The 26,723-nt window shown below is 37.4% G+C and carries 28 protein-coding genes; 11 read left to right on the top strand and 17 right to left on the bottom strand.

The annotated features are described in order from the left end of the window. Window positions 1-6 precede the first annotated feature (6 nt). From AC2YJL_RS11725 to AC2YJL_RS11705, 5 genes are all read right to left on the bottom strand, one after another. Window positions 7-3,213: a DEAD/DEAH box helicase gene (locus tag AC2YJL_RS11725; RefSeq protein WP_251568186.1), complete on the bottom strand. Its 3,207-nt coding sequence runs from the start codon at window positions 3,211-3,213 to the stop codon at window positions 7-9. A 132-nt stretch (window positions 3,214-3,345) separates the two neighbouring features. Continuing rightward, window positions 3,346-4,563, bottom strand: a complete 1,218-nt coding sequence (locus AC2YJL_RS11720; RefSeq protein WP_230932688.1) for an MFS transporter — start codon at window positions 4,561-4,563, stop codon at window positions 3,346-3,348. Further along, complete coding sequence (locus AC2YJL_RS11715) at window positions 4,563-5,102, bottom strand: NADPH-dependent FMN reductase (RefSeq protein ID WP_050691148.1); 540 nt, start codon at window positions 5,100-5,102, stop codon at window positions 4,563-4,565. The genes AC2YJL_RS11720 and AC2YJL_RS11715 overlap by 1 nt, the downstream gene beginning before the upstream one ends. 139 nt (window positions 5,103-5,241) lie before the next feature. Next, entirely contained in the window at window positions 5,242-5,880 is a 639-nt protein-coding gene (locus tag AC2YJL_RS11710; protein WP_050691149.1) for a response regulator, read from the bottom strand. A gap of 15 nt (window positions 5,881-5,895) precedes the next feature. Further along, window positions 5,896-7,014 carry a GAF domain-containing sensor histidine kinase gene (locus AC2YJL_RS11705; RefSeq protein WP_269067594.1) on the bottom strand — a complete coding sequence of 373 codons (1,119 nt, stop codon included), beginning with the start codon at window positions 7,012-7,014 and terminating at the stop codon, window positions 5,896-5,898. A gap of 337 nt (window positions 7,015-7,351) precedes the next feature. On the opposite strand from AC2YJL_RS11705, the gene AC2YJL_RS11700 reads away from it, so the two are divergent. Then, a complete protein-coding gene (locus AC2YJL_RS11700) occupies window positions 7,352-7,690 on the top strand; it encodes a hypothetical protein (protein WP_050691151.1) in 339 nt (112 codons plus the stop codon). 95 nt (window positions 7,691-7,785) lie between these two features. Continuing rightward, on the top strand, window positions 7,786-8,070 hold the full coding sequence (locus AC2YJL_RS11695; RefSeq protein WP_028408390.1) for a hypothetical protein: 285 nt from the start codon (window positions 7,786-7,788) through the stop codon (window positions 8,068-8,070). A gap of 44 nt (window positions 8,071-8,114) precedes the next feature. Here AC2YJL_RS11695 and AC2YJL_RS11690 read toward each other — a convergent pair whose 3' ends face one another. Continuing rightward, window positions 8,115-8,672 carry a helix-turn-helix domain-containing protein gene (locus tag AC2YJL_RS11690; RefSeq protein ID WP_195696937.1) on the bottom strand — a complete coding sequence of 186 codons (558 nt, stop codon included), beginning with the start codon at window positions 8,670-8,672 and terminating at the stop codon, window positions 8,115-8,117. A gap of 85 nt (window positions 8,673-8,757) precedes the next feature. On the opposite strand from AC2YJL_RS11690, the gene AC2YJL_RS11685 reads away from it, so the two are divergent. Further along, on the top strand, window positions 8,758-9,735 hold the full coding sequence (locus tag AC2YJL_RS11685; RefSeq protein WP_195696936.1) for a DMT family transporter: 978 nt from the start codon (window positions 8,758-8,760) through the stop codon (window positions 9,733-9,735). A gap of 46 nt (window positions 9,736-9,781) precedes the next feature. On the opposite strand, the gene AC2YJL_RS11680 is transcribed toward AC2YJL_RS11685, so the two are convergent. Continuing rightward, a complete protein-coding gene (locus tag AC2YJL_RS11680) occupies window positions 9,782-10,570 on the bottom strand; it encodes a DUF4240 domain-containing protein (protein ID WP_195696935.1) in 789 nt (262 codons plus the stop codon). Between the two features lie 295 nt (window positions 10,571-10,865). On the opposite strand from AC2YJL_RS11680, the gene AC2YJL_RS11675 reads away from it, so the two are divergent. Next, a complete protein-coding gene (locus tag AC2YJL_RS11675; protein ID WP_153252880.1) occupies window positions 10,866-11,294 on the top strand; it encodes a GNAT family N-acetyltransferase in 429 nt (142 codons plus the stop codon). A 67-nt stretch (window positions 11,295-11,361) separates the two neighbouring features. On the opposite strand, the gene ilvD is transcribed toward AC2YJL_RS11675, so the two are convergent. Then, the gene (ilvD, locus tag AC2YJL_RS11670; RefSeq protein ID WP_013083330.1) at window positions 11,362-13,038 is read right to left on the bottom strand and encodes a dihydroxy-acid dehydratase; all 1,677 of its coding nucleotides are present in this window, start codon (window positions 13,036-13,038) and stop codon (window positions 11,362-11,364) included. 225 nt (window positions 13,039-13,263) lie between these two features. On the opposite strand from ilvD, the gene AC2YJL_RS11665 reads away from it, so the two are divergent. Next, window positions 13,264-14,208 (top strand): alpha/beta hydrolase, encoded by a 945-nt coding sequence (locus AC2YJL_RS11665; protein WP_251568188.1) that lies wholly within the window; start codon window positions 13,264-13,266, stop codon window positions 14,206-14,208. Window positions 14,209-14,225: 17 nt separating this feature from the next. Here AC2YJL_RS11665 and AC2YJL_RS11660 read toward each other — a convergent pair whose 3' ends face one another. The 7 genes from AC2YJL_RS11660 to AC2YJL_RS11630 form a co-directional block, all read right to left on the bottom strand. Then, the gene (locus AC2YJL_RS11660) at window positions 14,226-15,152 is read right to left on the bottom strand and encodes a manganese-dependent inorganic pyrophosphatase (RefSeq protein ID WP_487374766.1); all 927 of its coding nucleotides are present in this window, start codon (window positions 15,150-15,152) and stop codon (window positions 14,226-14,228) included. Window positions 15,153-15,407: 255 nt separating this feature from the next. Next, on the bottom strand, window positions 15,408-15,866 hold the full coding sequence (locus AC2YJL_RS11655) for a hypothetical protein (protein ID WP_013083333.1): 459 nt from the start codon (window positions 15,864-15,866) through the stop codon (window positions 15,408-15,410). A gap of 106 nt (window positions 15,867-15,972) precedes the next feature. After that, window positions 15,973-16,254 (bottom strand): hypothetical protein, encoded by a 282-nt coding sequence (locus AC2YJL_RS11650; RefSeq protein WP_195696932.1) that lies wholly within the window; start codon window positions 16,252-16,254, stop codon window positions 15,973-15,975. Between the two features lie 137 nt (window positions 16,255-16,391). After that, window positions 16,392-16,619, bottom strand: a complete 228-nt coding sequence (locus tag AC2YJL_RS11645; RefSeq protein ID WP_098658324.1) for a hypothetical protein — start codon at window positions 16,617-16,619, stop codon at window positions 16,392-16,394. A gap of 224 nt (window positions 16,620-16,843) precedes the next feature. Then, a complete protein-coding gene (locus tag AC2YJL_RS11640) occupies window positions 16,844-17,917 on the bottom strand; it encodes a branched-chain amino acid aminotransferase (RefSeq protein WP_251568192.1) in 1,074 nt (357 codons plus the stop codon). Between the two features lie 219 nt (window positions 17,918-18,136). After that, window positions 18,137-18,622: a hypothetical protein gene (locus AC2YJL_RS11635; RefSeq protein ID WP_013057211.1), complete on the bottom strand. Its 486-nt coding sequence runs from the start codon at window positions 18,620-18,622 to the stop codon at window positions 18,137-18,139. A gap of 20 nt (window positions 18,623-18,642) precedes the next feature. Further along, window positions 18,643-19,230 carry a lysophospholipid acyltransferase family protein gene (locus AC2YJL_RS11630; RefSeq protein WP_251568194.1) on the bottom strand — a complete coding sequence of 196 codons (588 nt, stop codon included), beginning with the start codon at window positions 19,228-19,230 and terminating at the stop codon, window positions 18,643-18,645. Between the two features lie 269 nt (window positions 19,231-19,499). Here AC2YJL_RS11630 and AC2YJL_RS11625 point away from each other — a divergent pair, with 269 nt between their 5' ends. The 3 genes from AC2YJL_RS11625 to uraH are packed head-to-tail and all read left to right on the top strand — an operon-like array spanning window position 19,500 to window position 21,715. Then, window positions 19,500-20,819 (top strand): nucleobase:cation symporter-2 family protein, encoded by a 1,320-nt coding sequence (locus AC2YJL_RS11625; protein WP_308201948.1) that lies wholly within the window; start codon window positions 19,500-19,502, stop codon window positions 20,817-20,819. A gap of 15 nt (window positions 20,820-20,834) precedes the next feature. After that, entirely contained in the window at window positions 20,835-21,362 is a 528-nt protein-coding gene (gene uraD, locus AC2YJL_RS11620) for a 2-oxo-4-hydroxy-4-carboxy-5-ureidoimidazoline decarboxylase (RefSeq protein ID WP_195696928.1), read from the top strand. Continuing rightward, window positions 21,359-21,715, top strand: a complete 357-nt coding sequence (gene uraH / locus AC2YJL_RS11615) for a hydroxyisourate hydrolase (RefSeq protein ID WP_195696927.1) — start codon at window positions 21,359-21,361, stop codon at window positions 21,713-21,715. Before uraD ends, uraH begins: the two co-directional genes overlap by 4 nt. A gap of 35 nt (window positions 21,716-21,750) precedes the next feature. Here uraH and AC2YJL_RS11610 read toward each other — a convergent pair whose 3' ends face one another. Beyond that, on the bottom strand, window positions 21,751-22,251 hold the full coding sequence (locus tag AC2YJL_RS11610) for a GNAT family N-acetyltransferase (RefSeq protein ID WP_195696926.1): 501 nt from the start codon (window positions 22,249-22,251) through the stop codon (window positions 21,751-21,753). A 417-nt stretch (window positions 22,252-22,668) separates the two neighbouring features. Here AC2YJL_RS11610 and AC2YJL_RS11605 point away from each other — a divergent pair, with 417 nt between their 5' ends. The 3 genes from AC2YJL_RS11605 to AC2YJL_RS11595 all read left to right on the top strand — a co-directional run bounded on the left by AC2YJL_RS11605 (window position 22,669) and on the right by AC2YJL_RS11595 (window position 26,034). Then, window positions 22,669-23,163, top strand: a complete 495-nt coding sequence (locus tag AC2YJL_RS11605; RefSeq protein ID WP_230932689.1) for a hypothetical protein — start codon at window positions 22,669-22,671, stop codon at window positions 23,161-23,163. Window positions 23,164-23,667: 504 nt separating this feature from the next. After that, window positions 23,668-24,597, top strand: a complete 930-nt coding sequence (locus AC2YJL_RS11600; protein ID WP_285852746.1) for a PD-(D/E)XK nuclease family protein — start codon at window positions 23,668-23,670, stop codon at window positions 24,595-24,597. Between the two features lie 156 nt (window positions 24,598-24,753). Beyond that, window positions 24,754-26,034 carry an Nramp family divalent metal transporter gene (locus tag AC2YJL_RS11595; protein ID WP_251568196.1) on the top strand — a complete coding sequence of 427 codons (1,281 nt, stop codon included), beginning with the start codon at window positions 24,754-24,756 and terminating at the stop codon, window positions 26,032-26,034. Window positions 26,035-26,150: 116 nt separating this feature from the next. On the opposite strand, the gene AC2YJL_RS11590 is transcribed toward AC2YJL_RS11595, so the two are convergent. After that, a complete protein-coding gene (locus tag AC2YJL_RS11590; protein WP_487374765.1) occupies window positions 26,151-26,660 on the bottom strand; it encodes a hypothetical protein in 510 nt (169 codons plus the stop codon). Between the last annotated feature and the right edge of the window lie 63 nt (window positions 26,661-26,723).

Genomic DNA, 26,723 nt, shown 5'->3' with positions numbered 1-26,723 from the left:
CCTTTGCTACATACTAAGCAGTTCTCGAAGCTCTTCTTCTGTCAAGCTAGAAAGCATTGTTTCTCCCGGCTGAATAACCTGTTCGATGAGTTCTTTTTTCTTTTGCTGCAAGCCGTAAATTTTTTCTTCGATGGTTCCTTGAGAAATAAGCTTGATGACCTGCACAACATTTTTTTGTCCAATGCGGTGTGCACGGCCTGCCGCTTGTTCTTCAATCGCCGGGTTCCACCATAAGTCATATAAAATAACCGTATCGGCTCCCGTTAAATTTAAACCCGTGCCTCCGGCTTTTAATGAAATTAAGAAAATGTCTTGTTCTCCATTATTAAACCGATCCGCCATTTCCACTCGTTCTTTTGATGGCGTTTGACCGTCTAAATAAAAGTATGAGAGATTTTCTTTTTGGAGCTCTTCTCGAATAATGTGAAGCATGCTTGTAAACTGAGAGAAGATTAACAAGCGTTTTCCGTTGGCAACCGCATTTCTTGTAATCTCAAGCAGCTGCTCTAATTTGCTTGAATCCCCTTCGTAATTTTCAACGAATAAAGACGGATGACAGCAAATCTGGCGAAGTCTTGTTAGTCCCGCCAAGATCTTCATTCGGTTTTTGTTAAAATCTTCACCGGCTAAAGATGATTTTAATTGTTCTAAATAGCCTACATATAACTCTTTTTGTTCTTTAGTCAGCTCAGATAAATGAGTTGTTTCAATTTTATCAGGCAGTTCTTTTAACACATCCTTTTTTACTCGTCGCAGTAAAAATGGTCTTACAATTCGGCTGACCTGCTCCGATGACATGTTTTTAAACTGGCGAAGTCCTGGAAATAAGCCAGGAAGAATGGTCTGGAAAATTGACCAAAGCTCATCAAGTGAGTTTTCAATAGGCGTACCGCTAAGCGCAAAACGTTTTTTAGCTGAAATAGTCCTAACAGCTACTGCTGTCTTCGTTGTATGATTTTTAATACTTTGAGCCTCATCTAGAATTAAAGCATGAAAATGAAGATGCTGATACAAATCGATATCTTGACGCAGCGTTGGGTAAGATGTAATCCATACGTCAGCTGTGCGTTTTAGCTTCTCCTCACGCTCGCTCGGCGTTCCTGTAATGGTTTGAACCGTTAAATTCGGTGCAAATTTCTCCAATTCGTTGCGCCAGTTATAAATCAAGGAAGCCGGCACAACAATTAAAAAGGCATTGCTGTCTTCATCAAGCTCTTTTTCAGATAAGATATAGGCAATGCTTTGAAGCGTTTTTCCAAGCCCCATATCATCAGCCAGCACGCCTCCTAAAGAGTAGTGAGCCAGAGATTTAAACCATTTAAACCCATTGTACTGATAATCACGCAGGGATGCTTGCAAGGATTCCGGTACTTCCCAATCCATTTCCTCTGGGGATTTGAGCTGTGTAAGTAACCTTTTAAATGCTGAGCCGAACTTAGCCGCTGATTTATCACCCGCACTCATAATCTCTTCTACTTGCATCCCTCTGTATAAAGGTACTTGCAATGAGTTATCCTTTAAGTCTTTCTCGGTTACGTTCAGCTCACGAAACAGATTTTGAATATGCTCAAAGCCTTCGTTTTCAAGAGGAATAAACGCACCGTTATCTAGACGATGATAGCTTTTCTTTTCTAAAACAGATTTTAAAACATCTTGAACGGTCTGATGATTAATGTCTCCTAAATCAAAATTAATTTCTAATAATCCATTGCTGTTTTTGATGTCAACCGTTGTTACTGGCGCAGAAAAATCCGTATAAGCATAATCTTTCATCTCATCCGTAATATACACATCCGCTATTTCATCAAGCTTTGGAACAATATGAAACAAAAATTCATATAAAGATGATTCGTCTTGATTTAAATACAGCTGATTTTTATAAATGTTTAAAGGAGCTGTTTCAATTAAATCCATCACGCGGTCTTCTTTTTCTAAATCTCGTATTAAGATTTTATCGTACTTTTCAGGTTGAGGTGAAAATGGATTAATTGAAATCTCTCCGTAGTGGTACCCAAGTGTCACAAACAGCTGTTCATCTTCCTGGTCAATAAATACTTTTGCTTTTAGTTCAGGTGCAATAATCTGATGGGATACTTCTTTTGCGATATCCACTTTCCCCACTTTTTTCAGTCCTGGAACGACGTGAGATAAAAAATTGCCCATCTGTTCTTCTGCTATAGGTACGACTGGCTTCAAAGGCGCCGTTTTTCGAAGCCCTTCAAGAAGCATACACTGATCTTGAGATAGCTCATAAAACGTCCCCTTTAAAAATAGCCACCCGTATCGATCAAAAAACGAAGCTTGATGAAGCTCCGTAAAGTCTAGTTCAAATCCAGCTGCCGGGTGCTTATTTAACTGAAACGAAAAAGGAGCTGAGCTTTCAGCAAAGATAATATTTTCATATGAGTGCTCGTCATGAATAAATGTAAAGTTCCGATCTTTGAGCAATTGAAATAACTCTTTGGCTATGATGGAAGGAATGATTAGTTCTCTGTTATTTGCAGACGAACGATACATGGAATAAGAATTTTTATAAAATGATTCATTTGTCATAATATCCATCAGCAGCTCAATGATTTTTCTATCTTCTTCTATAAAAAAATGTTCCGCCGGGTCATATTCGAAGCGCTTGGTAAATTCGTGAGTTTGGAATTCTTTAACGTCTGTTAAAAATTCTTGAATGTTTTTTACTACATACGTCCGGTCGACGCCCACTTTCATTTCAAGCGCTACGTACATTCCTTCTGAACGTAAAAATTCTTCTGAGTAAGACTTGCAAATAAATTCTACTTTCAACGGATCTTTATCGGCATATTTCCTATGGTCACTTATGGTTTGCTGATAGCTTGAAAATAAGTCGATAAAGTGATTTACATTCTCGTATTCTTTGCTTTGGCGAAAAGGCTTTGTTTTAATTGGCTGCGGCTTTGCTCGCTCATCGCAAATGGTTAATAAAACAGCTACTTCGTGTTTGCATTCTGAAAACTCGTGATAAGCAGGACAATCGCAGAATGAATAAAAAGAATTTCCTTTTTGTTCAACCATTACTGTATACATTTCCGCACCTCGAACCGATGCTGTCCACGTAGTGGTCTGTTCATTGTATTCCAAATCAAGCACACGTCCCTGCTTGTAATACGTGTGTCCTCTATAGTACGTTCTGCTTGAGTACGAATCTTTTAATTGTTCTTTGTTTAATGTTTTATTTATCATCGCTTCACAATCTTCCAATCGCATAACAGTCAATGCTGTTGCTGTTTAATTTCTATTCAGAACAAATAATGTTCAACGTCATAAACGTTGAACATTATTTGTCAATTCCTCTATTATAACATGCAACAGACATTATAAAACACTCTTAAGCAATGCAGACTGTTTTCGCTGTTTTCTTTTGTAGAGTATCCAGCCCGCTCCAGCCGATGATAATAAAAGGAGACTCAGCCCTAAAAAAGCCAGTCCTATACGATCGTTAGCCGTAACGTACGTAAAGAAGAAAATCAGTACAATCCGAATTCCTAACGTAATAAAGCGAAAACAGCTGTCGACTCTTCCCACGATGATATTTGGTATTTTTTGCATCATAAACGTATTTCGAGCTACTCTTGTACCTGCATTTGCAAAAGCAAGAAGAAACACAATAGAAAAATAAATGGGTAAAAGCTTCATAAAGAAGATGATAGATATTCCGAGTGCAAAAAGGCTTATATTCAGCATAATCGCTAGCTCTGTGCCTGTTCTTTTCATAATAGATACGATAAATACCCCTGCCGTTAACGCCCCGAAACCATATACAGCACTTTCAATCCCATATGCTGCTGGACTTGCGTTTAATTCTTGAGTCAGATAAATAGGAAATAAATAGTTCGTCATCATCACAGCGATGAAAGGCATAAAAGAAAGCAGTAAAAAAAGAGAGACCGAGCGATTTTCTTTTATAAATGTTACCCCTTCTTTCATAGCAGTCTTTTTCTTGTCGCTTCGTTCCCTGCTTTGTTTATATGGAATACTCAATAGACAAAGAAATGCAGCTATATACGTAGCTGCATCGACTGTTAAAATCCATTGAAGCGACCAACGAGTAATGACTAGACTCGCCAAAGCTCCTGCAAGCATACTTGATAGCTGACCTTGTATTTCCATGATACTGTTTAATGAGTGAAACGCATCTTTTGAAAAAATTTCTTGATTTAACGCAAAAATCGTTGGATAAAAAAAGGTGTAGTAAAGGTTTCCGGTTCCATACAAAATGACGTAGTGAATCGTTGAATAGTCTGTAACAAAACCGACGATTACAAATAACATGACCGTGATAAAACCTATCAATTCTACGGTTAACAGCAGTTTCTTTCGTGACATTCGATCAATAAGAACACCAATATACGGAGTAGCCACAAAGCTAATCACCGTCATAATCAGCATAATCGTACCAAATAGTCTATTTCCATCTGGAGATGCAACTAACAGTAAAGGAATGGCAATCATCGTAATACCAGAACCGATCGATGATAAAACATTTGCAGCAACTACGGCTTGAAAGCGACGGTCTTTATAAAGCGCCTTCATCAAACGTTTTGCTTAGCTTCTAAAATTTGCTTAGACACTTGTGTATACAAAGTCAGCTCATTAACTAATTCATGAATTCCGTCAGCTGCATTTTTTCGTAAAGTCCCTTTTTCCACGATGTCTGCAGGGTCTAATACCAGCTGCTTAGATAGAACATTCGCATACAAAGCGCGTGTAACGGTTCTAAGGTTATTTAAAGCATTAATGCCTCCTTTTCCTCCTCCTGATACTGCTAAAAGTGCTACGGGCTTATGCGCAAAATACGCACTGTTTAAAAAGTCAAATGCGTTTTTTAACGCTCCGCTCATAGCTCCGTGGTACTCGGGCGTCGCAAGTAAAATACCATCCGCTTTTTCTATTTTTTCAATTAGCTCTTGTACTTCTTCTGTTTCATATTGATGAGGTTCACCTGTGAATATAGGAAGCGATAATTGGCTTAAATCTAAAAAAGAACTTTGATAGCTTTTGTGAAGCTCTCTCGTCACTTGTGTTGTTCGGCCTGTTTCTCTAGGACTTCCATTGATAATAAGTATGTTCATGCTTATCTACTCCTCTGTCGTTTGGTTATATGTATAGTATAGGGATGATTGAACTTTTTTTCGTCATGCTATTGATAGAAAGAAAGCTACCAATATAGACGGAGAAGCACGGAGAAAAACCTACAACTAAAGTCGTAGGTTAGGAAATGCCGTGCTGCACAGCATATAGAGCAGCTTGCGTGCGGTCTTGAACACCGAGTTTCGATAAAATATTAGATACATGTGTTTTTACTGTTTTTTCTGTAATATGTAAGGAAGCACCAATTTCTTTGTTGCTTTTACCTTTTGCAATTTCTTTTAATACGTCTTTTTCTCGTTTCGTTAAGTGGTCAATAAAATTGACTTTCTTTTCGCTGCTTTTGGTTAACCGTGTCAGCAAGTGTGTGGTGACTTTTGGATGAAGCTGATTTTCTCCGTTCATTAGCTTTCGAATAGCGGCTACAAGTTCATCTGGGTCACTTTCTTTTAGCTGATAGCCTGAAGCTCCAGCTTCTAGTGCCGGTATCACATGGTCTTGATCTGAAAAGCTTGTTAAAATCATAACTTGTATATGCGGTGCTTGTTTTTTTAATTCTTTTGTTGCTTCAATTCCGTCGAGAACGGGCATCGATAAATCCATTAAAACAATATGGGGCTCTAGAGATGTCGCTAACTTTAAAGCTTCCTCTCCGTTAGAAGCTTCTCCTACAATTTCTAAGTCGGGCTGCGTCTGTAAGAAAAAGACTAGTCCTTTTCGGACAACGTGGTGATCATCTGCGATTAGAATCTTTATTTTCATGTGCGCTCCTTTCTGTTATGAAAGAGGAATAGATACTTCCACAACCGTTCCGTTTCCTATGCTGCTTGTAACAGATAGATTGCCATTTAATCTGTTTATTCGCTCCTGCATGGTTTTTAACCCAAGCGTCGGCAATTCTGCTGAAGCGCTATATATAAATCCATTGCCGCTATCTTGAATTTTCATAATTACTTGTTCCTTGCTTATATTTACGTTTAAATGTACCTCTGCCGTATCCGCATGCTTTCGACAATTATTAAAAGCTTCTTGTCCGACTCTCCACAGTGTCTCTTCAATCACAGCAGGCAAAACGGACACTCCTTTAATTTGTTCTTTTACGTTAAGACCTAGCATTTGACCATAGCTTTTTAACGCGCTGACAATGCCGTTTTCCAATCCTTGAGGGCGAAGCTGCCAAATTAATGCTTTCATTTCTACTTGAGCATGCTGAGCGGTTTCTTGGATTAAGGAAAAAGTCTCTTTTAACTGCCCATCTGTCGCTAAGCTGCTTCCGGCTTTGGCTGTGACATTAATCGAAAATAACAGCTGATTAACAGAATCGTGAAGATCTTTGGCCAGTCTGTTTCTTTCTTCAATAAGTTTTACTTCCTGCTGAGATTGAGTCAGCTTAATCCGCTTGATAGCCGTGCCAATTTGAAGAGCGACAGATCCTAATAAATCAAGCTCTCGCTGTTCAAAATGAATTTTATGAGGGGCAGCTACATTTAATAATCCAAAGCGCTCATCCCCTGCTTGTAAAGGAACCGTTGCGTGATGAGTAATGTCGTGTGTATCTCCCCACTCATGAATGACGGAATCTTCAAGTCTCTTGCACTCCATAATATTAGATGCTTTTTGAAGCCGGCCATCCATATACCGATCAACACACCAGCAGCTTCCGTTACACATAGGCTGAGCGGTTTTATTTAATAAAGCCGGCGGCAAATGCTGAGCGGCAATCATCTCATGTTTTCCATTTTCGTCAATAAAAAAGATCCAGCCTGTTTGTAAATCTGTTATTTGCAGCAGTTTTAAAAGAGCATCGTGAAGCATTGTATGTAAATTAGTGCCTTCATTTAAAATCTCGGCAATGTCTTTTAAAATCTTAAGCTCTGAAATATGATCTTTTTCCATAGCCTCTCTCCTATATGATGTATTTTCCATTTTTTATTTTATCACAATTACAGACGATTCCGGCTCATAGGATGTTATTTTTAAGGTGTTTCCGCTTAGGTATGTAAGAGTTTTTGACATCAATAATAAAAATTCCAAAAAGTATGTCAGGTAGTTTAACAATTAGCTAGAGTCTTTACGTAAAACGAACTATACTACAGATAATTCACGTAAGAAAAGAAAAAACGAAAGGAAATGAGAAGAAAAAAAATATTAAAATTAATACATTGAAAACGCTTCCAAATATGAAGGCATAGTGCTATTATATAATTATTAACAGAATAGGGATGTGAGAAAGATGAATAAATTATTTTTAGAAGAGTTACGATACATTATCTTGTGTGAAGTGCCTATGACAAAGTACCGAGTAGAGCAGCTGCAAGACAAATTTGATCAAAGCCCATACTTAATTAATGAACTTTATCAACTCCTATTCGAAAAGCGTCACATTTTAGCTTTTGTTGATGATATTGAATCATCCCTGTATGACTATATTGTGAATAAAGAAATGATGGATGCTAAAACGTATTATGGAGCTATTACACACGTAGCAAATCTTTTCGGCGAAACGCCTACATATATAAAATGCAAAATAAAAAAATATAGAGAGTCTTCGATTTCAAGTATCAGTGCCTAAAAGTTGCGCACAGCTGATTCAAATAAAAAGCAAAAAAGAAATCCTAGCACAAGGGTTTCTTTTTTGTACCACTAACATATAGGGAGGAAAATAAGATGAAGACATTTTTTATCACGAATCGCTATTCTTTTCTTGAAACGCAAGTAAATGAATACATGCAATCTTTACTGGTGAAAACGCCTGAACAAGTTATTTTATATTTTGAAAGACAAATTCGAAAGTATAAAGTATATTTACAGAAAAAACATCATTATCCAGAGTGTATGGTTCAATCTATCCACCGTTTAATTGAAGAATATTCATTAAGTATCATTAAAGTAAAAAAATATATTAGCTACCAAAACAAGCTGATGAATAAACAGCTATTAGAGCCGCAGTAAAACGAATTATTTTTTATGGTTCGTTTTACTGCGGCTCTGCCGCTTTATTGCTCATATTTTACTAGTAGATGCAGCACAGCGGGACGTTCTTCGAGATTTTTGTATGAGTGCGTGTGACTTCCTTCAAATTTCACCGAGTCAAATTGGTTTAACTCGTATACCTCTTCTTCAATCTTTATTTCAACTCTTCCTTCCATTACCGTTGCTACTTCAATTAATCCTTTGTGATGCGGTTCCGGACTGTATGTAGCAAGAGGTGAAAGAAATGCTCGGTACATTTCAATCGTCGAATCCATTTGATTTTGAAACATAAACTCAATTTTCCAAGCTTCATCTGGTCCTTTAAGAGAAAATCCCCCTCCGCACTTAGATAGGGATACTGAAGGTTCTACTGACACTAATTTGGTTAAAGGAATATTTAAACCTGTGGTTATTTTCCACATCACCCCTAAAGTAGGGTTCGTCTCTCCTCTTTCAATTTTTCCTAATGTGAGTTTGCTGACTCCTGTCTTTTCAGCCAGTTCATCCAGCGTCAAATGATTTTGCATCCTGATTTTTCGTAATTCACTGCCTACTTTTTTAATCATGTCTTCTGTATGCATTTCTTCCTTCCTTTCTGATGTATATTATGATAAACTTTTTTGAGTAATTAACATATTATAATATATTTGATAAGGAGGGTAAACAATGAAAGCAATAATATGGGGACTATTATCTTCCATGTTCTTTTCCGCTACGTTTATCGTCAACCGAGCAATGAATGTATCTGGAACGAGTTGGGCATGGACTGCATCCCTCCGCTTTTTATTCGCTATTCCTATTTTACTCATTTTAGTGCTGCTGCAAAAGAAATTTACGCCTCTGTGGAAGGAAATGAAAAAACATCCGTGGGCTTGGCTTGGCTGGGGTACACTTGCAGGAGTAGGCTTTTATTCTCTCTTAAGTTTTTCCTCACTTTTCGGACCATCATGGCTAGTGGCAGGAACGTGGCAAGTGACCATTCTAGCTGGAGCTCTTCTTTCTCCGTTGTTTTTTATAAAAGTTCAAACTGCAGAAGGATATAAAAAAGTAAGAGGGAAAATTCCGCTAAAAACGCTTAGCGTTTCAGCGTTTATTTTAGTAGGCGTGATTCTTATGCAGGTAAAAGAAGCAGAAAATATTACGGCTATGCAGTTTATTCTAGGGTTTCTACCTGTTGTTGTCGCTGCATTTTTATACCCGCTTGGAAACCGAAAAATGATGGAAATATGCAGCGGAAAGCTCGATACGTTCCAACGTGTATTGGGAATGGCGTTAGGAAGCATTCCCCTAAGCATTATTTACGCAATATACGGTTTCTTTACTACAGGTATTCCGAGTGCTCCTCAATTTTCTCAAGCCTTTCTCTTGGCAATGAGTTCAGGTGTAATTGCTACGATGACGTTCTTTTACGCAACAGACTTGGCAAAAGAAAATTTAGGTTTGCTTGGAGCGGTCGAAGCAACTCAATCAGGCAGCATGATTTTTACCGTTCTTGGCGAAGTGTTTTTATTAAATGGCCGTATGCCAACAGGGATTGCGTTAGCTGGTATGACGATAATCGTAATTGGAATGATTATGAACAGTATGCTAAACAAAAAAACAAAACTATCTCAGACCGCGTCGTCACCCACTCTATCAAAATAAGAAAAGAAGAGATGAAAGTCTGTAAACAGATTTTCATCTCTTCTTTTTAATATTCGAGGTGATTGTTCCAATAGCGACTCCAAAGCACAGGGAATCGCATCTGTAAACCGTCCTCATCATCTTCATCCCAATCAAGATCCAAATCTTGCTCATCGTACCACATTGGGTCAAACTGGTCATATTTATCATAATAATAGTCGTTATCTAAACCTGTCTTTTCTTCGTAAGCTTCGCACGCTACAGCAAGTAATTCTTCTAATTGAGGAGCATAGCCTTCTGCTTCTAGTGGTTGAAGAACAGAAATCATCGTCTCAGGAGATTCAATTGCTTTATAATATATGTCTTTTCCTTGATATAAAAGCCACGCTCTAAAATAATCAAAACAATCATCTGAACAACCGCCCATTACAATATAAGCTGCTGCCCACAATGAAGAAGTATAGGATTGATCAAAATGCTGATTTAATAGCTGATCAAAGCGGAAAATGTCTTTTTCAGAACGCTTTGCTAGCGTTGAGCGGAGCCATTCCATTTGCTCGTCGACATCTAATTTTGTCTTCGCCTTTTTTATCAGTTCCCAAAAGAGATCCTCTGACATCGTGCTGTCTTTCATTACTTGCATTGAACAAGTTAAAGGTTTATATCCTTTCTGCATTTTTGCACGAATCAGCTTTTCAGCTTCCGCTTCACAAGCTTCTTTGGAAGCAAACTCTTTCACTTGCATGCGACCGGCTGTATCAACTTTTCCAAAGTGAATGACTAACTTGCTGTCTCTTCTTTCAACTTTCCAAAATTTATTCGATTGCTCATCTTTATACACTAAGGTTATTTGCATGATACATTCCCCTTTTTCATCCCACTACTATTTTAAATATTTCTCTTTTTACAAGTTATGTAGATTCACAGCGCTTCATAATCCCTTTTCTTTGCTTTTTTAACATGTTTCAGTTGATTTTATTATTTCTGAAGTCGTTTAAACAGTGAGCAATGACCACAAATTTGTGTAATATGTTCATTAGTTAATTTTTGTTGCATTTACAACATTTTATTTTTCCTTTATACTCTTTTTATATCACGTATTTTTATTATACAAAAAAGAAGCTTAAATTCGTAGAAAAGGAAGGATTTTAATGAAAATTGAGCATGTTACAACAAAAGAGCAGCTTGAAGAAGTATTCCGTATACGTAAAACAGTGTTTGTTGAAGAACAAGGCGTGCCCTTAAAAGATGAATTTGATGAACATGAGGAAACGGCAAAACATATGTTGATTTACTATAACAATAAACCGGCAGCTTCTGGTAGATTCCGCATAGTAGACGATTACGCCAAAATAGAGCGAATATGCGTATTAAAGGAATTTAGAAAATACGGGCTCGGAAAAGAAGTGGTGGCCAGCTTAGAAGAAGCAGCGAAAAAAGAAGGATTAACTCAAGCTAAGCTTCACGGTCAAGTTCAGGCTGAACCTTTTTATCATAAGTTAGGCTATAAGACTGTTTCTGATGTCTTTATGGAAGACGGTATTCCACACGTTATTATGAAAAAAGAATTTTCGTGTTAAAAATGCTTCTTTGCACCGTTACTTTAGTAAAGAAAAAGGCTCTCAGCAGAGAGCCTTTTTTGTGCTATTAGATTTTCATAATTCCGCCCGTGCTTGCAGAAGTTACAAGTTTAGAATATCTTGCAAGATAGCCTTTTTTAACTTTTGGCTCAAAGCCTTTCCAGTTTGCTTTTCGTTCTGCCCAAACATCTGGAGAAACTTGAACATTCATCGAACGATCTTCAATGTCAATCACGATGTGGTCGCCATCTTCGACAAATGCTAGTGGGCCGCCTTCAGCAGCTTCTGGAGACGCGTGGCCAATTGATAATCCACGTGAAGCGCCAGAGAAGCGTCCGTCTGTTAATAGTGCTACTTTTGCACCTAGTCCCATTCCCATAATTTGAGAAGTTGGAGCTAACATTTCAGGCATTCCCGGTCCGCCTTTTGGTCCTTCATAACGAATGACTACGACATGTCCTTCTTTTACTTTTCCGTTAGCAATACCGTGCAGCGCCTCGTCTTGAGACTCAAATACAATTGCCGGTCCTTCGTGGCGAGTAATGCCATCTTGAACACCGCCTGTTTTAATGATCGCGCCGTCTGGAGCTAAGTTACCAAACAATACAGCAAGTCCGCCTTTTTCTGTAAACGGCTTATCGATTGGATGAATAACGTTATAGTCTTTTACATCGCATCCTGCAATGTTTTCGCCTAGCGTTTTTCCAGTAACCGTCATCGTATCTAAATGAAGAGCTCCTTCTTTTTTAGATAGCTCGTTTAGAGCAGCCGATACGCCTCCTGCTTCATGTAAGTCTTCAATAAATACATCCGAAGCCGGAGCGAGTTTTGCCAAGTGAGGCACGCGTTCCGCTACTTCATTGATGCGCTCTAACGGATAATCAATTTCAGCTTCATTCGCAAGAGCTAGCGTATGAAGAACTGTATTTGTAGAACCACCTAACGCCATGTCTAAAGCAAATGCGTTGTCGATTGCTTTTTCTGTGACGATATCACGTGGTTTTAAATCTAATTTAATTAATTCCATAAGCTGTTTAGCTGATTTCTTAACAAATTCTCTACGTTCAGGAGCAACTGCTAAGATTGTACCATTTCCAGGTAAAGCAAGTCCTAACGCTTCAGCTAAGCAGTTCATTGAGTTCGCTGTAAACATTCCTGAACAAGATCCGCATGTCGGACAGCCGAATTGTTCTAATTCAAGTAATCCTTTATCATCAAGTTTACCAGCTTGATGAGCTCCTACGCCTTCAAATACTGAAGAAAGAGAAATCTTACGACCGTCGCTTGTTACGCCAGCCTTCATTGGTCCGCCGCTAACAAAAACTGTCGGAATATTCAGACGTAATGAAGCCATTAACATCCCAGGCGTGATTTTATCACAGTTTGGAATACATACCATTCCATCAAACCAGTGAGCAGATACTACCGTTTCAACTGAGTCAGCAATGATTTCACGACTTGGTAATGAATAGCGCATACCGATATGTCCCATCGCAATACCGTCATCTACACCGATAGTGTTCATTTCAAAAGGTACGCCACCAGCTTCGCGAATCGCATCTTTTACGATTTTACCAAACTCTTGTAAGTGAACATGACCTGGTACAATATCAATATATGAATTGACAACCGCAATAAACGGTTTGCCGAAATCCTCTTCTTTTACACCAGCTGCACGCAGTAGGCTGCGGTGCGGTGCTCTGTCGAATCCTTTTTTGATCATGTTACTTCTTAATTCTGCCACAATAATTCCCTCCGTATTCATCTAACCTATTAAAAACTAAATCTTTTTAAATTGTTTAATAATTTTTAATATAAATACTAATTTAACAAATCACATAAAGGTTTGTAAAGGTTTATGACAAAATAATCATTTTTTATTTTAAAATAGTAAAATCATCTGCATAAATTAGTATAATATATACATATATCCCTTATTTTACAGGAAAGCAGAAGGTGAATGCTGAGCATGAAACAATCCTTTTACTACAGAGGTCATCAGGAAAAAGAAATATTTGCACAAAAATGGAATGTTGAAAACAATTCTGCAAAAGGCGTTGTCCAAATAGCCCATGGGATGGCCGAACATATTGGACGCTACGAATACTTTGCTAATGTATTAACTCAACATGGCTATATCGTATATGGAAATGATCACCGCGGTCACGGTCAAACAGCTTTAAAAGATGAAGAAAAGCGTTTTTTTGCTGAAGAAAATGGTTTTGACACCGTAGTTTACGACATGATTGCTCTGACTAAGCACATTTCAAGGGAACACTCCGGCTTACCAATCTTTCTTTTCGGTCACAGCATGGGCTCTTTTCTAACGAGAAGATATATTCAATTGAATACGGATAATATTCATGGAGTTATTTTAGAAGGTACAGGAACGGTTCATACTGTAGCTAGAACCGGAGGTATACTTATAGCTAACCTACAGATGAAAGTAAAAGGAAAACGGTCACCAAGTCCTCTTCTTAATAAGCTATCTTTCGGGGAATATAATAAGGCGTTTGAACCTGCTCGCACGTCGTTTGACTGGTTTACCCGAGATCATGAAGTGATTGATGCCTACATAAATGATTCGAACTGCGGAGGAGTTTTTACAGCGGGATTTTTCTATGACTTATTAACAGGAATCAAACAAATCTCTAACTTAGCTAATATAAAGCTAGTCCCATCAAGCCTGCCTGTTTATTTAATATCTGGAGAACATGATCCAGTAGGCAGCTATACAAAAGGTGTACGCAAAGTATATAACGACTTTAAAAAAGCCGGATTGCAGAACGTAAGCTACCGCTTTTTTACACAGTGCCGTCATGAGTTGCTTAATGAATTAAATAAAGATGAAGTGATAGACTATATACTAAATTGGCTTGAAGTGCAAATGGACAAAAAAACGGTTCGTGTTTAGACACGAACCGTTTTTTATTAAGCAAATACAGATGTTAATACAGGCACTACTTGCTTTTTACGTGATACAACGCCTTCTAAGACAGCTGTATTGTTTTCAAACGTTACGTTATATGCTTCTTCTACTTTTGAAGCAGCAGAACCTAATGCTAATGCAGTAGAGTTGCTGTTTAAAATATCTGTAACAACTAAAAGGAATAATTGTAATCCTTTTTCTTCGATTGTTTTAGTAATAGCTTCTTCCAATTCAAATTTGCGCACTAAAACGTCGTTTACGTCAATTGCATTTACTTGTGCAATTTCTACTTTGCTTGTACCCATGCTGAATTCTTTAGCATCTAATGAAATTAATTGTGAAGCTGTTTTATCGCCTAAGTCAGCTCCAGCTTTCAGCATTGCTAATCCGTACTCTTCTGCATCTACGCCTGCAATTTCGGCTAATTCTTTAGCAGCTGCAACGTCTTGGTCTGTGCAAGTTGGTGACTTGAATAATAAAGAATCAGAAATGATAGCTGATAGCATAAGACCTGCGATGTTAGGTTCGATTTCTACGCCGTTTTCTTTATACATCTTGTTTAAGATCGTTGCCGTACATCCAACTGGCTCTGCACGATAGTATAGAGGATCTGCTGTTTCGAAGTTAGCAATACGGTGATGATCAATTACTTCAAGCACACGAACTTGATCAATATCGTTTGCACTTTGCTGGCGTTCGTTGTGGTCCACTAAAATAACTTCATTTGTTTCTTTAGATACTTCATCAACGAAACGTGGTAGTTCAGCGTTGAACTTTTCAAGAGCAAATTGCGTTTCACCGTTAATATCCCCTAATCGAATTGGTTCAGCGTCTACACCTAATTTATTCTTTAAATCAGCGTATGCAATTGCAGAACAGATTGTATCTGTGTCAGGATTTTTATGTCCAAAAATTAACGTCTTTGCCATCTTAAATCTCTCTCCTTCTTACGTATGTAAATAGCATTCTTGCGTAAAGTTAGTTAATTCGTTCACGCAACATTGCCATTTTAACATAAACTTTTACATTATTTTAATTTTTTTGCGAAAAATGATGTTCATCCGCAGATATTTTGCCATTTTGTATCTTTCCCATAGTAAAAACACCTCTATTTCCGATATAAATAGAGGGTTTTATACGATCATTATATAAAAGTTAGCGATAAAACACAAGCTCTCTATCTATCACTTGATAGATAACTTAAACGCAGTATCTTGCCACTTTTGATAAAGAAAAAGTAGAACAGCAATAACCATCATTAGTACAAATAATAAAAAATGATTCATTTCCTTGAGTGTATAAATGTCTAGTTTTTCAAAGATAGGACTCATGACAAGTGCTTGAAATAAATCGAAAGCTGCATTGATAATCATAAACATCCAAAAGCCAGGATAGGTAAAATAAAAAATAAAAAGCGTGCCTATTATAAATATGCCAAAAGGAAAAGGCGTCATATTAACAAAGAAAAAAAGAGTTTTATTCACTTCCCACCAGTTAAAGCGATCTGCAATTTGAAAAACCATCGTTAACAATACCACTCCGAATAGTGATACAGCCATATACCGCTTTACTCGCTCTTTATCCACTGCAAAAAGCAATAGCCAAGGACCGATAAAAAACACCCACATTACAATTTGCGCCATGAACATTCCACCTTTCATTTCAAAAAAGAGAATATACATTATTCTGTCCTTATTTGTGTAAAACAACCAAAAAAAGCACCCCATATGAAGGGGTGCTTTTTTTGGGTTATCGTCGCAGTGTAAAATCGAAATGTTCATTTACTTTAGCTCCTAGCTCTTCAAGAAACTGCTGAGCAGTCATTTCCTCTACGCTTTGGGTATACCAAGCAAGCTGAGATTTTTTATGAACATTGTTGTGATATACATCTCTTGACCAATATGTTTTTGATCGGTATGTATAATTAAAGTGAATGAATAGTTCACTCCCGTCTGGACACTGCAACAATACGCGGTAATGTGGATTACGACGATTTTTATCTAAACTCATTTCTTTGATCTGCGCTAACATTATTCACCTCTAAAGCCATTACTTAATCATTTAAAGGTAAATGCCACACCACACTATGTCCTAGCTCTGCCATCAACTAGAAAATCATATATTTTCTAAAATTCTACACGATATAGGACAAAAGAGGAAGAGATAATTTATTGGTGGACGTGTAAAGTTTCATATAAATCTTTTAGCTGCTCAGGGTATTGAGACCTTACGTAATAACCCGTAGGACGGTGCTCGATTAAATGAGAAGCAAATAAATAGCCGATGAGCACGTGCATTTGTTCACCTGAGGTTTCTTGGTTTAATTCTCTTTCGAGTCGTTCAGCTAAGTGTGAAGCCAGCTGTTTAATTTTTTCATCATGTGATAAAAAAAGCATTTTGTTCTCCCCCTTATAACGAATAAGTAATGCTGTGAATTTCAATAAAGACAAAGTATCGTTTTTATAAGGATAATTATATTTTATTTTACAATAAAAGTATATAAATAGTTCTAAATATTCAAAAAATAACTTGTTTCTTTTGGACTATTCGGCAACAAATAAAAAAAGAAGCGGGAGCTGTCCCGCTTCTTTTACGTAAAAAGATATTCGATTATCGAAATTTATTCTACTTCCACTGCCCAGCCGAATGGATCTTCCGCTGTACCATTTTGAATACCTGTTAGAGTGTCATACAGTTTTTGTGACACTTCTCCCGTGTTTCCACCGTTGAGGACCATTTTCTCGTTATTCCAAAATAGTTCGCCAATTGGAGAAATAACTGCAGCTGTACCTGTTCCAAATGCCTCTTCTAGTTTGCCTTCGGAATAAGCTTGCTGAATTTCTTCCATAGAAATACGGCGCTCAGTTACAGGCATATCCCAATGTTTTAACAGCTCAATGATCGATTTACGCGTAATTCCTTCCAAAATACTTCCGTTCACAGATGGCGTTACTACTTCTCCATCGATTTTGAAGAAAATATTCATGCTTCCTACTTCTTCAATGTACTTGCGTTCAACTCCGTCTAACCACAGTACTTGTGAATATCCTTTTGAGTCAGAAAGCTGCTGAGCTTTTAAGCTTGAAGCATAGTTTCCGCCTGTTTTAGCCGTTCCTGTCCCTCCGGCTACAGCACGAACAAATTCGCTTTCAACCGCAATTTTTACAGGAGCAATCCCTTCTTTGTAATATGAACCAACTGGAGAAAGAATAATGATAAATTGATAGCGGTCAGACGGCGCTACTCCTAAGTAAGGCTCTGTTGCGATGACAAACGGGCGAATGTATAGTGATGTACCTTCAGCAGTAGGAATCCATTCGCGGTCAATTGTAATCAGCTGTTTTAACGCTTCTAGCGCTAATTCTTCATCAACATGAGGAATACAAAGACGATCGTTTGATTTATTTAAACGTTTGAAGTTCTCATCTGGTCTAAATAATAATACTTGCTCTTTTTTTGTTACATATGCTTTTAGTCCTTCAAAAACAGACTGCCCGTAATGAAAGATCATGGATGCCGGATCTAATGTGATAGGTTGATAAGGTACAATACGAGCATCGTGCCATCCTTGGCCTTCTGTATAATCCATAATGAACATATGGTCCGTAAAGACTTTCCCGAATTGCAATTGATCAGATTGCGGCTTTTCTTTTTTTGTTTGACTTAGTGTTACATCGATTGAATAAGTTGTCATAGTTGTTTCTCCTTGCTCTTTATATTTACGGGTTTTGCGCTTAAACCTCTATATAAGTTACATTGTACAACTTTAGGGAAGCGTGTCACAATAGTTAGAGACGAAAAATTCTAAAAATTTTATAAAAATTATAAAGAAATAGCACCTAATCAAATTAAGTGCTGAACTGAAAAGGTTTTCTTTCTGAAAAAACTATTTCTACATTTTATTTACAACTATTTATAAACCAATTTTCACTCGAAGCTTTTCATCTTGTATTGAAAATTGTTTGATTTTCCCCACTGGAATGACCTTCACTTTATCAATTTCATTGAGATTGATATGAATTTGTTTTTCTTCATACGTAGTAACAGGCGGCTTGTGAAAAATTCGATAGTTGATCCAATTTTGATTAAGAGGTTTCATTTCATGGATTTTGAATAGAAGCGTACGTTCTTTTGCCTCAAGGGGTTCTAGCACAATAGAAAATGGAATTCTCACCAGAAATTTTTTAATAATTCCATTCACGTGAATATAGGAGTCTTGAAATGAAATAGAAAATTGCTGAATTTGATCTTGCTTTGTCATTTGTTTTTGAAAAATTCGCATGAGCATAGAAGCGGATATAGGAACGGTTACCCCGCTTTCAGCCATCTTTTCTTTCATTTTTGCCTGCACATCATCACTAATTACATCGTTTAGCTTTCTCTGTACCCAATCCTTCATGGTGCACCTCCGCTATGAAGTTATCTTGCTGTTTCCTCTAACGCACGAATTGAAGCTGTTAAATGGTTTGACACGTCCTCAAGGCGATCCTTTGTCAGTTTATCTTCCCCAAGGTAGATAGGTTTTCCAAAGGAGATAACAATAGGATCCTTCGAAAATAGTTCTTTTACATTTGCAGGTCCTTTGTAAACTGCGGGTACAATAGGAACCTTTGCCATGCTCGCTATAGTGACTGCCCCTCTTTTCAGAGGAACGTCTTCCTCTGTTCGCGTGCCGCTAGGGAAAATCCCGACGATATGTCCTTCTTTTGCTAATTTAATAGGTATTTTAATGCTGCTGGGTCCGGGGTTGTTACGATCTACTGGGAATGCGTTAAGTTTTTTTAATACATTACTAGTGAGTATATGATTAAAAAGCTCCTTTTTTGCCATAAAATGAATTTGGTGAGGCAAAATAGCCGCACCAAGCGCTACAACGTCTACCCATCCCTTATGCGAACAAGCGATCACAAAACCTGTGTCTGTTGGTAAAAACTCTTTATTCCTTATGTAAAGCTTACCTCTTCTTTTTAATAAAAATTTACATGCGTGAGCCGCAAGATTATACATAAACATTTCCTCTTCCCTCTATTATTTGAAAATATATACAAAATTATATCACTTGATATTAATATCTGGTACTAAAAAATAAATGTAACATCTTTTTACACGATAGCTTACCTGCTTCTCTGTATATTGTAAAAAAGTAGATATTGAAACCTCTGTTTTTGGTCAACTTGACTAATGACATCCCTTAAAAAACATTTTACTATTAATGTATCATTCTAAATGTAATATTTATTAACATTACATGTGATATAATTAAAGGAGGTTTTTAGGTGGATAACCAAAATCGACCGTTTCGACTAGCTTCATTGGGATTACAGCACGTACTCGCTATGTATGCGGGTGCCATTCTCGTTCCGCTGATGGTAGGACGCGCATTAAATTTAAATGCACATGACTTAGCCTATCTCGTAGCCATTGATTTACTGACCTGCGGACTAGCTACGCTGCTGCAGGCTTGGACGAACAGGTGGTTTGGGATTGGTCTTCCTGTTGTACTTGGAAGCTCATTTGTAGCGGTGACTCCTATGATTGCAATTGGAACTCAATATGGAATTAGTGCCGTTTACGGAGCGATTATTGCCGGTGGTATTTTCATCGTACTGGCAGCAAGTTTTTTAGGCAAAATTATTAAATTTTTCCCTCCCGTTGTCACGGGAACGGTTGTGACGATGATTGGTTTATCGCTTGTACCATCCGCCGTCCGAAATATGGCAGGAGGAGTGGGAAGCAAAGATTTTGGTTCTCTTTCTAATCTTCTTCTTTCTTTTGGTGTTCTAGCGCTTATTTTAATTTTAAATCGATTTTTCAGCGGTTTTCTTCGTTCTCTTTCTGTGTTGATTGGAATTGTAGTTGGAACAATAGCCGCTGTATTAATGGGAAAAGTTGATTTTGCTAATTTTAATGAAGCTTTTTGGCTGCACATTCCCACTCCTTTTTATTTCGGGATGCCTACTTTTGAAATCGGCCCTATTTTAACAATGATTCTCGTATGCTTGGTCATTATCATTGAGTCTACAGGCGTATTTTTAGCGTTAGGAAAGCTGTGTGATCGGGAATTAACGGAAAAAGATTTTACAAAAGGCTACCGTGCAGAAGGAATCGCCATTGTCCTTGGAGGGCTATTTAATGCTTTCCCTTACAATACATTCGCTCAGAATGTAGGACTGGTTCAATTATCGAAAGTAAAAACAAAAAATGTAGTGGTAGTAGCCGGCTTCATTCTCATATTACTGGGGCTTGTTCCGAAAATCGCTGCTTTTACAACCATTATTCCCACCCCTGTTTTAGGAGGAGCAATGGTCGTGTTGTTTGGTTTAGTTATTTCATCAGGCATCAAAATGCTAAGTGCTGTTGATTTGTCCAAACAAGAAAATTTGCTGATTATTGCGTGTTCTCTTTCACTCGGCCTTGGTGTAACGGTGGTACCTGATCTATTCGCTCAGCTCCCAAATGCTTTGCGCGTAATTGTAAGCGATGGAGTTATTACGGGAAGTTTAGCTGCCATTTTATTAAATCTCTTTTTTAACGCATCAATTGAACGAAAAGTACCTTCTGTCTCTTTAGAGAAGACCGATTATTCAGAAATATAATAAAGGTGGTGTAGTATGAATAACGTATCTGTGCAGTATGTAAATCAGCTTAGCAAGAAGCATTTTGTTTCACTAGTTGGTGATATATTTGAACATTCACCTTGGGTTGCAGAAGAGGCTTATTCTAAAGGTCCTTTCTCTTCCGTTGAACAACTTCATGCTATGATGAAAGAAATTGTAGCGCAAGCGTCTGTAGAAAAACAGCTGAAGCTGCTGCAAGCTCATCCAAATCTAGGTGAAAATATTGCCATGACATCTGCTTCTACTGAAGAACAAACCAAAGCAGGCTTACAAAACTTAACGCAAGATGAGTATGAACAGTTTTCTTCTCTTAATGGAACGTATATGGAGAAGTTTCCGTTTCCTTTTATTTTGGCAGTACGAGGTAAACAAAAAGAAGATATATACGAGGCAATGCAAAGTCGTTTACTAAATACCGAGCAAACGGAATTTGATACAGCATTAGAAGAAGTATATAAGATTGCTTTCTTTCGCTTAACTGATAAAATCATTGAAGATAAGGGGACAAAGAAACGAGCATGACTAAAATCACAACGCATATTTTAGATCTTACCCACGGATGTCCGGCTGCTTTTGTCAAAGTTGATTTTTATCATATTCAGTCGGAAAGTAAACGAATAAAAATTTCACACGGTACTACAAATGAAGACGGGAGGTTAGTAACTCCGCTCTTCTCTTCTGAAGAGTTTGAATCAGGAGATTACGAACTTCTGTTTCATATCGGGGAATATTATAAAAAAAAAGAAGTCCAAACAACAAATCCGCCCTTTTTAAATCAAGTTTCTGTTCGAGTCGGATTGTCTTCTGAACAAGAACATTATCACGTCCCTTTGCTTGTGTCACCGTGGGGATACCAAATTTATAGAGGAAGTTAAAAAAAGAAACGGCGTCTTTAAACGTCGTTTCTTTTTTAGTTCAGCAATTTAGACATATAGTACTCATCAATAAACAAACCGCCAATCCGGAGTGAATGTTTTTTTGTTCCTTCAATTTCGAATCCTACTTTATCATATAAAGAAAGAGCCTTTTCATGCTGTATAGCGACTGTCAGTTCAAGACGATGAATATGATGTTCTCTCGCCCATTCTTCAAGAGCACCGATTAAAGCCGTCCCAATTCCTTGATTTTGAAACGTCTTTCGAATGCCTAATGTCAAAGAAGCGATGTGAGCGTTTCGGTTAGCTCCCCCCCCTGTTGCAGCTATATATCCCACAAGCATCTCGCTTTCTTCTGCTACAATAATCGTAGAGTTTGGCTGTTGCTTAAAGATTTCGATGTTTTTCTCCTGCTGATCTGTACTCAGCTTTCGCTCTCCGCTTTCAAACAGCATAAACTTACTTTCTTCTTCAATCTGTTTAAGCAAATCTACAAAGTTTGCAGCATCATGTAATTCTAGTTCTCTAATTTCCATGCTGATCCCCCTTTTTCTGTGTCCCTTTTGTTTGTATATGTATTGGTTCACCTTTATAAAATATAGCTTTACAGTTTCTTACGAAAAATACGACTTTTTAAGAAGTGGGAGTAGAACAAAAAACCTACTAATCTCCCTTTTTTTGAAATACTTTTTTTCCTTTGTATAATTTTAAATCACTTATCAACTTCTGTAAATTTTTTAGATTCCCTCTTTTGATTTCCATTTATCTTCCTTTTCTATAGGTTTGATTTTGATCTAAGGAGACCTTTTATAAAAAACGCATGACTATTATCCTGTTTTTTGTGAAGAAAGAAAGCAATAAATGTAATTTCACTTGTAATCGTTTAGAATAGAAAAAGTGGAAATTTTATGTACCTATCCTCCTTAATTATTGGTCTGTGAAAGGAAATTATTATGAAAGTACAACCCGCAAAATGTGGTGTATATGTCTTAAGCGGTCTAGGAGCTGTTATTGTGTTCTTCTTACTTTTACTTAAGAACAGTGCTTTCTTTCTAGAGGAAGAATACGATCAAAACAAACCTGAAGCTGCGCTTGCGGTCAACGAACATACCTATCACCTTCACAAAGGTTCTATTAACTGGTCAAACGGCCGTTCAACAACAAAAAAAGAAATAAATGTATATGATTTATATACATACATATCGCAGCAAAAAAGCATACCATTGAAGCAGCAGCAATCAGTTAAGCTCCATTTTTCGAATTTAGACGGTGCTTATATTCGTAGTGTGAGTGTGCATATATGGAGAGATAACGGTGAAAAAACCAAGCTGTTTGTCAAAAATAATGAATTTGAGGTTCCTAAAAATCAAGGTTTGTACGTTGTTGATATTGCAATTAACTCTACAAGAGGAACCATGCAATATGCGGCAAATGTGCAAATACAGTAAGTTTTTATATATTTACGTTTGGTCGAGAAAATCGGATAAGAAAACTCTTGTTGCAAGCAGGAAACGATGTGTGGAATAAAAAAGAAATATTAAAAATATAGTGAAAGCATTCAAATAACAGCCCTTAACTTTTTCAGAAAATAATCCCACAAAAAAAGAGAGCGCTAGCGCTCTCTTTTTTATAAAATGAAAAAGACGTCCACGCAGGACGTCTTTGATGCGTTTGTGGCGGGGACCGTGTGACCACATTCACACGTTTAGCTCGAAAGCATGTCCTTCGACTTACACAAATTAGCTCATCGCTTTATTAATATAACATCCGCCACAGAAAAAAGCAATCAATTTTTAAATAGTTTTTTCTATTTATACATATTTCACGAGAATCCACAAAATAATATGCATGCGTAGCTATTCACTTTCTACATTTCGAGTCTATTTTAACTCATGTACGAATATACTAATAGACCAACCTATGCGCAGTTTTTGAAAAAGGATGTGAATAGCTTGTTTCAAATCACTGATTTCCCTGAATTTTCATGGTCGTACTCCAGGCATAAAATGGTCACAGAGTGCAAACGAAAGTATGCCTATCATTATTATGTCTCACATAACGGATGGCTTGACAGCGCTTCTGCTCAGTCTCAGAGCGCTTATCGTCTAAAAAAGGTTTCCACTTTATCTATGTACGCCGGACAAGCCGTTCGTCAAGTGATTACAGAGGCCATTTCTGACTATACCTCTACACAGATTGTTCCGGATGAACAGAACTTAACGGAGAAAGCGCAGCAGCTACTAAATAACGCACTGCGTGATTCTACTGACTATGGAGAGCTTTGGTATCATAAGCCCGCTCAGTATAAGATGCTTTTAGAATTCTACGAAAACGGCTATATTTCTAAAGAAGATCTTAAAAACATGCAAAAACGGGTACAAATTTGTGTACATCACTTTTTACAAAGTAAATCGTTTGGCGACATCGTATCTTCACCTTTTTTAGAAGTGGAGCCCCACCAGTCGTTTCGTTCTATAAATGTGTACGATCATAAAGTATATGCGCCTTTTCATTCTCTTTTTAAAAATCCAGTCACAGACGAATTTACGATTGTTGATTGGAAAACAAGTAAACAAACAAAAGATGATTTGTTTCAACTGGCGATATACGCCCTCTACGTGCTAGCCGAATATAATATTTCCGTTGATCAGATAAAAGTCCGGAACGAATACTTGCTTTCAGGCAGTGCGCGTACGTATCAGCTTACTCTTCACGAAATTGAAGCTGTTCTTCAGCAAGTTGATACAAGCATTGATTATATGAAAACTTTTTTGGGAGACTCAGAGGTAAATCAGCCTCTTCCGCTTGAGCATTTCCCTCAAACAGATATGCCTGCCTCCTGTCACGGCTGTGCATTTAAAGAATTGTGCCAAACGGGATGAAAAACAGCTGAAGATGATCTATATTTTTTGCTAAACTTTTTTATTGTCAAAAGAACCTTTGCTAGCATATAATTTGCATTAAGGAAACATTTTATACTTCATATAAAAAAATTAGCTTGGGCTATTTATTGTTCATCAAAGAAAGGAGCACTAGACATGAAAGATCAAAACGGCAGTAAAGCATTATCGGCTATGCAGCTAAGTGCTCAAGACGTATTGTCGGGTAAAACAAAAGGAATTAAGCGATTATTGCCTTTCTTAGGGCCTGCTTTTATCGCAGCGGTTGCTTATATTGACCCAGGTAATTTTGCTACTAACATTGCAGCGGGCTCTCAATACGGATACATGCTGCTTTGGGTTGTATTAATTTCTAACTTAATGGCTGTCTTAATTCAATCGTTATCAGCTAAATTAGGGATTGCGACGGGCTTGAATTTACCCGAGATAGCACAGGAACACTTCCCGTCCTTCGTTTCTTTTGGGCTTTGGATACAAGGGGAACTGGTCATTATGGCGACGGATTTAGCAGAATTTATCGGGGCTGCTCTTGGAATTTATTTATTATTTCATATTCCTTTGTTCCCAGCTGCACTTATCGCAGCGGTAGGTTCTTTTGCTATTTTAGAGTTACAAAGACGAGGTGTTCGACTGCTAGAAGTAGCGATTGCAGCGATGGTTTTTATTGTGGTATTAGCTTTTGGGACTCAAATGTTTCTTGCGCATCCAGACGGCGCAAGTGTTGTCCACGGCTTATTTGTCCCTCAGTTTCATGGGACAGACAGCGTGCTGTTAGCTTCTGGGATTTTAGGTGCTACAGTTATGCCACACGCGATTTATTTGCACTCAGCTCTTACGCAGCGCCGCGTGGTAGGAACTACAGAATCAGAGAAAAAAGCGATTTTCCGCTTTGAATTTATCGATATTGTGATTGCCATGATTATCGCTGGTGCAATTAATGCAAGCATGCTGATTGTCGCAGCCGCTCTGTTCTTTAAAAACGGACTAAACGTGCAAGATTTGGACGTGGCTTTTACACAATTTGAACATTTAATTGGTCCCTTTGCAGCTATTGCGTTCGGAGTTGGATTATTATCTTCAGGACTTTCAAGTTCTTCGGTCGGGACAATGTCTGGAGACGTCATCATGCAAGGATTTATCAAACGCAGAATCCCTTTATATCTTCGCCGGTTCATTACAATTATTCCGCCGCTTTTGATTATCGGATTGGGCGTAAATCCAACAAGTGCACTAGTTGTCAGTCAAGTTATTTTATCGTTCGGAATTGCATTTGCGCTCGTTCCTCTTATCATGTTTACAAGCAACAAAAAAATCATGGGCGGATTGGTTAATCATAAAGCTACAACGGCTGTAGCTTGGGGGATAGCTGCATTAGTCATTTGTTTAAATATCTTTTTGGTTTATCAAACGATAGCATAGCAAACTAAACAACTTACCCAAATAGTGTTTTTAAAAGAAGAAAAAAAGCAAAAAAAGAGACCTCATTTGTTAGGCTGCATCTAACTTTTTGAGGTCTCTTTTTTAGTATTCTTTTATTAAACCATAGCAAAAATGAAATAGACGAGAGTTCCAATAATGGCCGACAGTATTAAGCAACCCAGTGGATATAAATAAGAGTAGTTTTCTTTACGGATTGAAAGAATGCGATCAACAATAAAAATAAGAATGACGCCCAGCATTCCGAATTCAAACATTAATAACCCAAAAATGGCGTGAAACATGAATGACATGATAAAATCAATTTTTTTACTACGGTCTTTTACAAAAGCACTGACTAATAAATCAACGATAACCGTGCCTAACGTCCCCATTATTAAAAAGAAGGGTGTAAAAAATAAAAGGTATAAAGGAAATAAATCAATGAAATGCGGACTGGTTTTTTTAATAGAAAAATTGGGAATTGACTCTTTTATACCTGGCATAAAACAAAAAAGTAAAGTAAAAAGAAACGCAGCTGTAATAGCGGCTGATAGCTTTCTATTCAAATGCATGTTTATTTTTTTATTACTAAATTCAGTAGTTGTTTTTGTATGTTTATGATTCATATGTCTTTAACGTGATGTACGCACCTTTTCCTTTCTCATAACTTTGTTATTTATATTTTATGT

This window comes from Priestia sp. SRI_019 (assembly GCF_057586255.1).
The sequence above is the reverse complement of the archived record's forward strand: the minus strand, read 5'-3'. Positions and strand labels throughout refer to the sequence as shown.